The 10,768-nt window shown below is 46.5% G+C and carries 10 protein-coding genes; 7 read left to right on the forward strand and 3 right to left on the reverse strand.

The genetic code is table 11. The features are described 5' to 3' along the window. The first annotated feature begins 209 nt into the window (after positions 1–209). From L2082_RS15870 to L2082_RS15900, 7 genes are all read left to right on the forward strand, one after another. Complete coding sequence (locus tag L2082_RS15870; RefSeq protein WP_446011946.1) at positions 210–869, forward strand: YecA family protein; 660 nt, start codon at positions 210–212, stop codon at positions 867–869. A 103-nt stretch (positions 870–972) separates the two neighbouring features. Next, positions 973–1,875, forward strand: a complete 903-nt coding sequence (locus L2082_RS15875; RefSeq protein ID WP_446009660.1) for a PD-(D/E)XK nuclease family transposase — start codon at positions 973–975, stop codon at positions 1,873–1,875. 30 nt (positions 1,876–1,905) lie between these two features. Then, entirely contained in the window at positions 1,906–3,411 is a 1,506-nt protein-coding gene (gene ppx / locus L2082_RS15880) for an exopolyphosphatase (protein ID WP_446011947.1), read from the forward strand. 66 nt (positions 3,412–3,477) lie between these two features. Beyond that, the gene (locus tag L2082_RS15885; protein WP_446009658.1) at positions 3,478–3,696 is read left to right on the forward strand and encodes a type II toxin-antitoxin system HicB family antitoxin; all 219 of its coding nucleotides are present in this window, start codon (positions 3,478–3,480) and stop codon (positions 3,694–3,696) included. 106 nt (positions 3,697–3,802) lie between these two features. Continuing rightward, positions 3,803–3,988 (forward strand): hypothetical protein, encoded by a 186-nt coding sequence (locus L2082_RS15890; RefSeq protein ID WP_446009657.1) that lies wholly within the window; start codon positions 3,803–3,805, stop codon positions 3,986–3,988. A gap of 24 nt (positions 3,989–4,012) precedes the next feature. After that, complete coding sequence (locus L2082_RS15895) at positions 4,013–5,425, forward strand: cobyrinate a,c-diamide synthase (protein ID WP_446009656.1); 1,413 nt, start codon at positions 4,013–4,015, stop codon at positions 5,423–5,425. 103 nt (positions 5,426–5,528) lie between these two features. After that, complete coding sequence (locus tag L2082_RS15900; RefSeq protein ID WP_446009655.1) at positions 5,529–5,882, forward strand: PilZ domain-containing protein; 354 nt, start codon at positions 5,529–5,531, stop codon at positions 5,880–5,882. A 64-nt stretch (positions 5,883–5,946) separates the two neighbouring features. Here the strand turns inward: L2082_RS15900 and L2082_RS15905 are convergent, their stop codons facing one another. The 3 genes from L2082_RS15905 to L2082_RS15915 form a co-directional block, all read right to left on the reverse strand. Further along, on the reverse strand, positions 5,947–8,754 hold the full coding sequence (locus L2082_RS15905; protein ID WP_446009654.1) for a right-handed parallel beta-helix repeat-containing protein: 2,808 nt from the start codon (positions 8,752–8,754) through the stop codon (positions 5,947–5,949). Positions 8,755–9,096: 342 nt separating this feature from the next. Continuing rightward, positions 9,097–9,528: a hypothetical protein gene (locus L2082_RS15910; RefSeq protein ID WP_446009653.1), complete on the reverse strand. Its 432-nt coding sequence runs from the start codon at positions 9,526–9,528 to the stop codon at positions 9,097–9,099. Between the two features lie 324 nt (positions 9,529–9,852). Further along, positions 9,853–10,437, reverse strand: a complete 585-nt coding sequence (locus tag L2082_RS15915) for a hypothetical protein (protein WP_446009652.1) — start codon at positions 10,435–10,437, stop codon at positions 9,853–9,855. Positions 10,438–10,768 lie beyond the last annotated feature (331 nt).

Raw genomic sequence — 10,768 nt, forward strand, 5'->3', positions numbered from 1 at the left:
AATCACAGGAATCGGTTTAAAACTCATATCCGTTCCGCTAAACAATCACAGAAGCAGTTAAACAAGCTCAAGGAACAGTGGTATAAGCTTGCTGCCTGAAGCTACTGTGCGAGTTTTGCGGTATTGCAATAATACATAATAGCAAGAGGTTTGATAATGCACCAGAGCTTGTTCTGAATGAGTCTTATATACTGCATGTGGTTATAGATATGCTGTCAATATACTACGAGGTATGGCGGGATATTGTTGATGGCAAGTTTTCCCATTCTTGGGATGTTCTTCAAGATGGCCTTGATTGTTTAAGGTTAATTAAAAGACTGATTGTTCGAGAACCAGACAAGATTTTAATATTTATTGAAAATCAACTTGTTGGATTAGAAAAGTTATATCCCTATAAGTGGTTTTGTAGTGCGGGATTTGTTGTTGATTGGTTTAAATGCAGTATTTGTGGAGAAAATATTGATTCGTTTGACTGTCCACATATAGCGGGGAGACTTTATCAAGGAAAGATGGCAACAAAACAGCCTCAAGGTGATGTTGAACTTGATCATGTTGCAATAGTTTCACATCCTAAAGATAAACGGCGTCTTTGGAAGAGGTATGATGATGAGGCTGATCAATATCAATGTATCAGGTTCCTGTTTGACAGAATCAGAACCAACGAAATAAAAATATGCGATTTTCAGAAATTGAAATTCTCAAAGAGATTATTACCGAAGTCGAGTTTTAGGAAAATCGGCAGAAACGATCCATGCTATTGTGGAAGTGGAAAGAAATTTAAGAAATGTTGCGTTGGACAGAACATGATTGAGATAGAGCATATTGATATTGTGCCACAATCTTTTAATATTGAAGAAATGTTTTCTTGAGAGTTCTTATGTCAGCCGAAAGCTTCCATATAGTCGCGACCGGAATCTAAGACGGACACATCCATGTTCTGGACAAGTTGATTTTTTGAAGGGGGAAGCCGTTATGAACAAACCACGCACCCTGGTCAGTTTCGACTGGGCCATGAAAAACATCCTGCGCGACAAAGCCAACTACGACGTACTGGAAGGCTTTCTCAGCACCCTGCTGGAGCAGGACATCAGGATTCTCTCCCTGCTGGAGAGCGAAAGCAATCAGGAGGATCAGTCCGACAAGTTTAACCGGGTGGATCTGTCCGTGGAGGACGAGGCCGGAGATATTTATGTCATCGAAGTGCAGGCGGGCTGGGAACGCTATTATCTGCAACGGCTCCTGTACGGCAGTTCCAAGCTTATTGTGGATCACCTGAAGCTGGGCGATTCCTTTGCCAAGGTAAAGAAGGTTATCTCGGTCAGTATTCTTTATTTTCTGCTCGGTGAGGGGGAGAACGATTATATTTACAAAGGCTCGACCGATTTTTACGGCCTGAACACCAGGGAAAAATTGCGACTGAAGCCGAGAAAGCGTCGTGCGGTGGTGGGTAGAGAGTTGGATATGGGCAGGAATGTGTTTCCCGAATACTACCTGATTGAGACGGAACGCTTTCACGACATCATCAACAGTGGCATTGATGAGTGGGTCTATTTTTTCAAGAATTCCGAAGTCAGACCGGATTTCCATTCAAAAAATATCCAGGCTGCGGCTGAAAAGCTTGATCTGTTGAACATGTCAGAGCAAGAACGCCGGGCGTATGAGAAATATCTGATCAGCAGGGCCAGTGAAAAGGATATGATTGAATCGGCGTATGACGAGGGGATTGAAAAAGGGATTGAGCGGGGAGTTGAGAAGGGCAGGGCGGAAGTAGCTCTCAATATGCTGCGTACAGGGATGTTGACAACGGATCAGATAGCAGAGGTCACGGGGTTGTCGGCAGAAGAAATGAGAAAATTAGTCGGAGAATCCAGATGAGAAAGCTTGGGTCACGTCAATGGACAGTATATGGTTGAGCAACAACAAACACCCCAGTACCTCGCCGCAGTAGACCTGGGTTCTAATAGTTTTCATATGGTGGTGGCCCGGATTGAAGACGGCCATATTCATATTCAGGACAAGCTCAAGGAGATGGTGCGTCTCGGTGCCGGGCTTGATGAGCAGAACCGGCTTACCAAGGAGGCCCGCCAACGTGCCCTTGCCTGTCTCAACCGTTTCGGCGAGCGAGTGCGCAATTTTCCCCCTGGAACTGTGGCTGCCGTGGGCACCAGAACTTTGCGTCAGGCTAAAAAATCCCACCGTTTTATTGCCAAGGCCAGTAAGGCTCTGGGCCATCCTATCTCGATTATCGGTGGTAAAGAGGAAGCCCGTCTCGTTTATCTCGGGGTTTCCCATTCCTTAGTTGCAGAAGAGGGAAAGCGCTTTGTCATGGATATCGGCGGCGGCAGTACCGAGCTGATTCTTGGTGAACATTTTGAGCCTTTGTACCTGCGTAGCCTGAATATGGGCTGCGTCAGCATGAGCCTCAAGTTTTTCCGTGACGGGGATTTGAGTAAAGCAGCATGGGGCAAGGCCAAAACAGCGGCCCATCTGGAACTCCGCCCGGTCAGGAAGTATTTTCAGAGGGCGGATTTCTCTTCAGCCACCGGAGCATCCGGCACCATCAAAACAGTGGGAAGTATTGTCCAGGCCCTGGAGCTGAACCCGTATCTTAATATTACGTTGGACAGCCTTTATGCAATACGGGAACGAATGATTGCGGCGGGGCATTTGGATAAACTGGACCTGCCTGGACTCAAGGCTGAACGAAAACAGGTCATCGCCGGAGGACTGGCGGTTCTGATTGCCACCTTTGAGGCCCTGCGTATTGAGAAGATGCAGGTGTCAGACGGGGCATTACGGGAAGGACTGCTCTATGAGCGCTTGGGGAGGATATGTTGCGAGGATAGTCGTCTGAAAACCGTTGAAACGGTGCAGCAACGTTTTCAGATCAGTGCTAAGCACGCGAAACGGGTGAATCGGACAGCCCATCGCCTTTTTACTGCCTGTGAAGAGGCCTGGGATTTACAATCTGATGACGCAGAGCTTCTCTACTGGGCTGGCAGTCTTCATGAAATCGGTCTGGCGGTCTCCCTGAGTGGCTACCAGAAACACGGGGCCTATCTGCTGGATCATGCAGATTTGCCTGGTTTTTCTTATTCAGAGCAGGACTGGATGAGTACGCTGGTGCGTTGTCATTGCAAAAAAATAACGAGAAGGCTTTTACGAAAAATACCAAGAGCAAAGCGGAAAACGATCCTTCGCCTTGCGGTTCTGCTGCGTCTTGCGGTTCTGTTGCACCGTTCCCGTAAAGATGAGACGGCCTGTATTAAGGAGGTCATTGCTCAGGAAAATGGCCTTTCTCTTTGTTTTGCCGAAGGGGAACTGGACAGGCATCCTCTTCAGCTTGCCAGTCTGGAGCAGGAGGCAACGTATTTACAGCAGGTCGGGTTTGAACTCAGGTTTTCTTCGTGATTGATTTCGGATATAGTTTATAGAAGCGTTACGCGTTGCAATATGTAAACAGGCGGGGGTGAAGAAATGAAATATCTGATCGTTGTGGAAAAAACAAGTACGGGTTTTTCAGCCTACTTACCGGATGTTGACGGTTGTGTTGCAACAGGCAAAACAGAGGAAGAAGTTCTGATAAATATGCAAGAAGCTCTGGAATTTCATTTTGAAGGTTTGCAGCTCAGTAAACAAAGCGTCCCGAAACCTCAAGCGTACTCAGATTATGTCGAACTTCCGGTAACGGCATAAAGGGTAACGACTATTGTATCGTATTTTATATTAAATTCAGTAATTAATAATCAAGCAACCCTTTTTCTCCTGCGGTTTAGAAAGTGTACCTTGGAGGTATGTCGTTATGAATGTTGTACAGAAATTGCGTCCTCAGTTTATTATTGATCCGAACGGACAGAAAAAAGCGGTTATACTTCCGGTTGATAAATATGAAGAGCTCCTTGAAGATCTGGAGGATTTGGCTGCTGCGGCTGAACGAAGAGAGGAGAAAACGCTTTCTCATGATCAGCTGGTAAAAGAAATATCATAATTTTCCGTATCAGGCACCGAAAAGATGTGTATCGACGATAGTAAAGAAACAGCGGTGTCTGAAATCGGCTGCCTTGTCATTGCCGGGTTAAGCGGTGGTTCAGGCAAGTCTGTGGCCTCGGTGGCTCTGACAGCGGCTCTGCGACGCAGCGGACACGCTGTAGTGCCGTTTAAAAAAGGCCCGGATTATATTGATGCGGGCTGGATGAGCACTGCTGCTGGCCGTCCCTGTTATAATCTGGATCCCTATCTCATGTCCGAGGAGATTATTGTTCACTCTTTTCAGCAGCAGGCAGCTGGTGCTGATTTTGCTTTGATCGAAGGCAATAGAGGAATCTACGACGGTGTGACCGCAGAAGGAGGCTTTTCCACAGCTGAACTGGCTGTGCAATTGGATTTACCCATTCTGCTGGTGGTCAATTGCAGCAAGACCACTCGAACGGTTGCTGCCTTAGTGCTTGGATGCAGGGATCTGGACAAGCGGGTGCGCATTGTCGGGGTCATCCTGAACCAAATTGCCACGCCCCGTCACGAGCGGATTATCACTGAGTCGGTGGAAAAATACACCGGCATCCCGGTGGTGGGGATTATCCCGCGGATGAAGACGGATATTTTCCCCATGCGCCATCTCGGGGTCACCCCGCATCAGGAGTACGGGGAAGCCGCAAGCGATGCAGCTGTAGATCGGCTTGCTGCCATTGCGGAAGAGCATTTTGATCTGGAGCGCATCATTGGATTGATGGAGCGGCGAAGCTTCAAACCCTTGCCTGTAGTCCGACAGTTCAGAGTACCAGGTAAAGCAGAACCTGTTAAGATAGGTGTTCTGCGGGATGCGGCCTTTCAGTTTTATTACCAGGAAAACCTGGATGCCCTGGAAAAGGGCGGGGCTGAGTTGGTGATGATTAACGCCCTGACGGCCAAAGCCCTGCCAGATGATCTGGATGCCCTTTATATCGGCGGCGGTTTCCCGGAGACCAGTGCCCGGCAGTTGGCTGAGAATGTATCCTTTCGGGATTCAGTACGCCAGGCAGCAGAGCAAGGGCTGCCTATTTACGCAGAATGCGGGGGGTTGATCTTTCTTGGCCGCTCCATTATGCTTGAGGGCAGTGAATATCCCCTTACCGGTGTCTTTCCAGTGACCTTCAGTATGTCAGGCAAGCCCCAGGCCCATGGGTATTCTACCTTTATTGTTGATGGGGAAAATTCGTTCTATCCGTTGGGTACCCAGGTGAAGGGACACGAGTTTCGATATTCGGTGGTGGAAAGCTGGGATGGTGAGCCTGAAGAGCTGGCCGTTCAGATGGAGCGGGGCACGGGATTTCAGAGCAAGCGTGATGGTCTGGTGAAAAAGAATGTCCTGGCTCTGTATACCCATGTCCTTGCGCCGGGAACCCCAGAGTGGGCTGCTGGGTTCCTGCGTGTGGCACGGGCACGATAGGGGATTGTATTCGTGTAGGAAAAAAAAGTGGCATTGATCATGAAAATCATTTTCAGAAGAAAATTCGGTATGGTTTGAAGTAAGCCGAAAAGGACAGAGGGTTATGCAAGAACAAGACTATTATTTCGGAAGACGAAGCAATGAAAGAATTGGAGTCCAAGGATATCATGCTGTTATTACAGATGATAATTTCACATATAAAGCAGGTGTCAGAGATGTATCTCTCGGAGGAATACGCTTATTGAATATATCAAAAGAATTCTTTGTTAGAAGAAAAGTCTACGATGCGGAAATATCAGGAGAACATGATGAAAAAGTATACCATATCAGGATATGGCCGGTCTGGAAGGTAGAACATAATAATGATAAATTTGAAATAGGTTTTATAATTTCTAATTTTTCAACAGAATGGCAGGATTTTGTCGAGAATGTCACTGCAAAGAAGGTACCGATATAAACAACCCGGTATCACAGAACAAATACTACTCTGCTTCCTAATCCCCCATCACCTCAAAATCCTGCTAAAAAGGTCTTCTGTTATCAGAGTTGCCTACTTGACCGTAGGAACTTGCCAAAGGCTTGAATCGCTGGATAGCCTTACCGTTATTTTCTCGTATCTCGTTATTATTCAGGAAAATATCATCAAGGCTTTCATGGGGATAACCGACAACAGCACCGCCGCTCCTTTCTTTCGAGGTGTCGGTAGCGTTATTTTCTATGATATTGCCCTGGGTGAGCACTCCATTTCGATGGAGAGATGAAATGAAGATACCGCATTGTTGATTATTATATACGGTATTATTTTTGATCCGAATCCTGCTCTCTTCTTCCGCATAGACCGCATCGGCAGTGCCGGGATTAATAGCGATACCAACAACGTTGTCACGTATTTCGTTCTCCTCAACCTGCGGATATGCTTCCTCTCGCACGCCGATACCGACGTAATTATTATATATGGTGTTGCCTCTGAGTGTTGGTTTGGAAAGACCCCGAACTCCGATCCCTGTGACCTTATTATTGTAGATAGTGTTGTTATAGATCTGCCCATAGGTGCCCAGGCCGTGGCTTACACCAATGGCGTTATCATAGATAAAGTTATCGTGGATTCTGGCCTTTTCCGTAAAACGTTTATGGCCGTGGATACCGATTCCCACATGTTTGTTGCCGCGAATCCGATTGTTGAAGATTTCCGGGCTGGAATTCAGGATTTGCACACCGTGACCGAAAATTCCTGCTCCACCACCGGTTACGACAAAACCCTGCATTTTGCCAGCACTCATATTGTCGAGATAGCAGATAAAGACGGTTGCGTCGTCATTATCTCCTCCTCCACCATCAATAACCGGCCAGCCCACTCCGATAAGGTCAACTACCTTGTCAATGATGATTTTTTCCTTATACACACCTGAGTTAACAATGATCTGATCATTGACTTCAGCCGCATCAAGGGCACTTTGGATGGTGGGATATTCATCCGGCACAATCCTTTGGCCGAGATAGCGGGTCTGTTTGGAGCAGATATGGGTGGTGTCCGGTTCGCTGTCTTTCTTGCCGTTGTTCACCTGAAGCTGCACAGTATAGCAGCCCGGCTTATCCAGCACAAAGGTCGGTTTTGCTATGTAGGCGTTATCAAGGGTGGTTCTGCTTGCCGCAGGTTTTTTAAGGAATTTCCAGGAGAAGTTGAGTTCGTTACCGTTGTACTTCTTTTTCTTATAGGCTGAGAGCTTGACTGTTTCACCAACATTGATGGGGTTATTTTGTTTGCTGATTTTTGCTGTTGGTGGCTTGTCACTGTCTACCCGGAGGGTCATTGTTTTCGGGCTGCTCCGTAGGCCCCAGCGATCAGTAACTGTCAGACTTACTCTGTAGGGGCCGCCCTTGTCGCAGGTAAGTTTGGTTTTGGCCTTTGTTGTGGCAGAGAGTGCTGCGTTGCTACCCATAGGTTTGGCCAGCAAACGCCATTCATAGGAAAGCTCGTCCCCGTTGGGATCCTTACTTATTTCTCCATGTAAGGTGATTTTGTCCCCGGCATAGACGTGTTGAGCAGGAGGCTTTATTTCTGTCTCTATATCTGCTATAGGGGCAAGATTAGCGGGGCGTTCTTCTGCGACTGTGAACGGGCCGCCATAGGCTCCCAGATCATTGGTATCAGCCCCCAGAGAAGGCCCGAAGTTCTTGTCGTTAAAGGTGACATCCGGATCCCCGCTGTCAATGGCCGGTGATCCTGGCCGGAGATGGTAATCGTGCTGGGCCGGATCGACAAAAAGGGGATCAGCCAGGATATTTTTGCTTTTTTCCAAACTTACGTCATCTTCGAAGCCAGCGAATTGCAAGCGGGTATACCAGAGAAAGTCAGGATGGAAACCGTTGACTTTATTATTAGCAAAGAGGAGGTTGTAGGAGTAGCCGGAACCGTTGGAGTAAATACCTGCCTCTCCGTTATGGGTAATGATGTTATTTTTTATTTCCGGCGTCTGTATGTCAGTTGTTGTCCCATCCACAGTAGGGTCGCCGATGGAAATTCCCGCAAGCTGATTATTGGTGACCGTGTTATTGGCAATGAGCAGGGGGGTGACAACAGCGCGTATACCGGCATGACCGTTCTCGTAGATCAAATTGTTGCGGATAACACCTGTTGCCCAAGCTGCGTTGATGCCTGCTCGTTTATTTTTATCCAGCACATTATTAACAACAGTTATTTTTGAGAGCTCAGTGCCGCCAACACTGATGCCTGCGGTAAAATTCTTGGAGATCTTATTCCCCTGAAGAGTAGCCGAGGTATTTTTTTCCAGGAAAATACCAGCCTGTCCGTTCTCTACGATGATATTGCTGACCACAGTGGCGTTGCAGGTACGGAGGTAAATACCTGCGGCATAATTCGCCATAATGATGTTGTTCTTTATGGTGATGGTAATGCCACTTGCATAGATACCAGGTCCTATCAGTGCATCCGGTGCTATCATCGGCGGCTTGCCTCCGGTGATGACAAAGCCATCTATGACCGTGTTATTTGCCCCCATAACAGAAAAACCGCCCATAGTACTCCCTCCTAATATGGAAGGGGAAGCCGCTAAATCCCGTTTGGTAAAGGTACTGTCCCAGCTACCCTTCAGGATAATACCCGGACGCAGGGTGATACGCTCGAAGTACTTGCCGGCAGCAACCCGTATCGTATCATTCTCCTGCGCCGCCTGGATAGCTGTATTGATAGACGGATAATCATTCGGTACAAGAATAATTTTTGCTGTTGCCAATGCCGGAAAGGATAGGGAGGTAAGGAGGCACAGGATAGCAATAGTGAAAAGAAGGTGCTGTTTGATAAAAGTCATCGGAAAGTGAAAGAGCAGATGTTTTTTACATATTTTTTCACATAGTACATTGAAGCAGTGAAAAATTATTGTGGAATAGTTGAAAGAGTGCGAAGTACAGAATATGGTAATATATATAAGGATACTACGGAATGTTTTGAACCTGCGGGTGAGATGAATACGAATTCAGACTGGCTTTTCAATATGTAAAAAAATGAAGCAGAGCCTGACCCTACAAGACTCTGCTTTATGGTGTGCCATGTGCTCTCTCACCAGCAGGAGAAAATTCTATCCAGCTATGTATTCTGCTCAGCGTATTGGAGCAGAACAGGTTAACAGGTTCAGAACCTCACCAGGAAGGTGTTAGAATGACGAGCTGAACAGGTCAAAACGCCATTTGGATTCTTCTAGATCTTTATCAAAGGACTGTCGTGGAATAACCTTGCCAGGGCTGACAGCCAAAATATTATCATTGGCACTGAAATGGAGCAGACCTGTAGGCTGTCCGTTATTCAGGTATCCGTACTCAGAAGGCGGATAATGAAAAAGGCCGTACAGTAAGCCACCTAATGCGCCCACGCCCATACCTTTGACCATATAGTCAGAAAAGATTTCATCGTCATCATCTTCACTCAACAGGCCAATGGACAGGCCTGCAATACCCCCGACAGCCGTTCCCCAAAGGCTATCAACAAAAATAACCTCAAATGGTTGGGTTCGCCCTTGGGTTGTATTGCTCAGAACCAAAACAGCGGATAGCACAGCAATGCTTACACCTCTTGTTAACCAGCTCATTCAAACCTCCTCTTATGCGGTATAAAATTAATGAAAACTTTTTTGCTCAGGGAAGCGTACCTACTAGAGCTACAGGTGACTGTCTTACTGTGAAAACCACTCTTTTAAGTAGGGCCTTGTAAAAGAGTTTGGTGCCACAGAAGAGAGCAGCTGAAAAGCAGGGGGAATATCTATTCCCTTATCCCTCAGAAAATAAAATAAAACAAATTAGCATAAAATGATACTTTTTTTATGCCAAAAAAGCATCTTTCAGATGAGATAGCTTCCCCTGAATCAGGGGGAAAAGAGAGCATACAGTGTAACCAGATAAAAGTATAAAAAATTTTACTTGCAAGCTGTTCTGCTGACCTGCTGGGTTTCAGGATAATTGTTTGTTTTTTTTTCTGCATTGACTTCCGGTGAGACACTAAGGAAGGTGGATTTGCTGCGCTGAAAAAGGCTTTCCTGCTTTGCCCGGGCCAGGTATCCGAGAAGCCCTCCGCCACCAGCCGTTAACAACATAGAACCAAAAGCGATAAATTGACTGTACAACAGTACTCCACCAAGAAGAACCAGGCCAACAACAACGCTGCCTGCCTTGATATTTGCCATTGTATAGGCCCGTTTGGTTTCTCTGAGTACCTCCTTATGTTTTTTAGTAGCAAGTCTGTTTTTTTGCCGTTCCGCATTCACCCGCAGTTTTTCTCGCTCTTTGGCATGGGCCTCTTTGAGGGATTCCATTGAAGCAAAATTATTTTGGCGGGCAAGAGAGGAAAACCAGAGGGCCATGAGGAGGATAAAGGTGATATCAAGGGCAATCAGGGCAAAAAAAAGATGGTCGTCACTGGAGGGTTCTCCGGTGACGAGAAGATAAGTGAGTCCGGCAGTTATTGCCTGAAGGATAATGATTCCAGGGAGAAATTTGATCATGATAAACTCCTGTCCCACCCCCTTCGGGGGGCGGGGCAACAAAACTTATTTCTTCGCCAACATTTCTGCCATCTCCACAAGCCTGATAAATTCGGCCCGATACCCTAATGGCACGACTTTAAGGCTTGGCCTTTATGAACGAGTTGTATTTATTGAGAATTCAGAAAATTAATTTAGCCACAGATGTCATAACATATTGACACGGCTATTGATTTCTTGTAATAATGAAATTTTCACATCAATAAGCTACAGAGAGACATATGACATTTTCAAAACCAATCAAAAAAATCGGTCACCAAATTAACAAGCTAAAAGCCCGCTTCTGTCAATC

Source organism: Candidatus Electrothrix sp., from assembly GCF_052785085.1.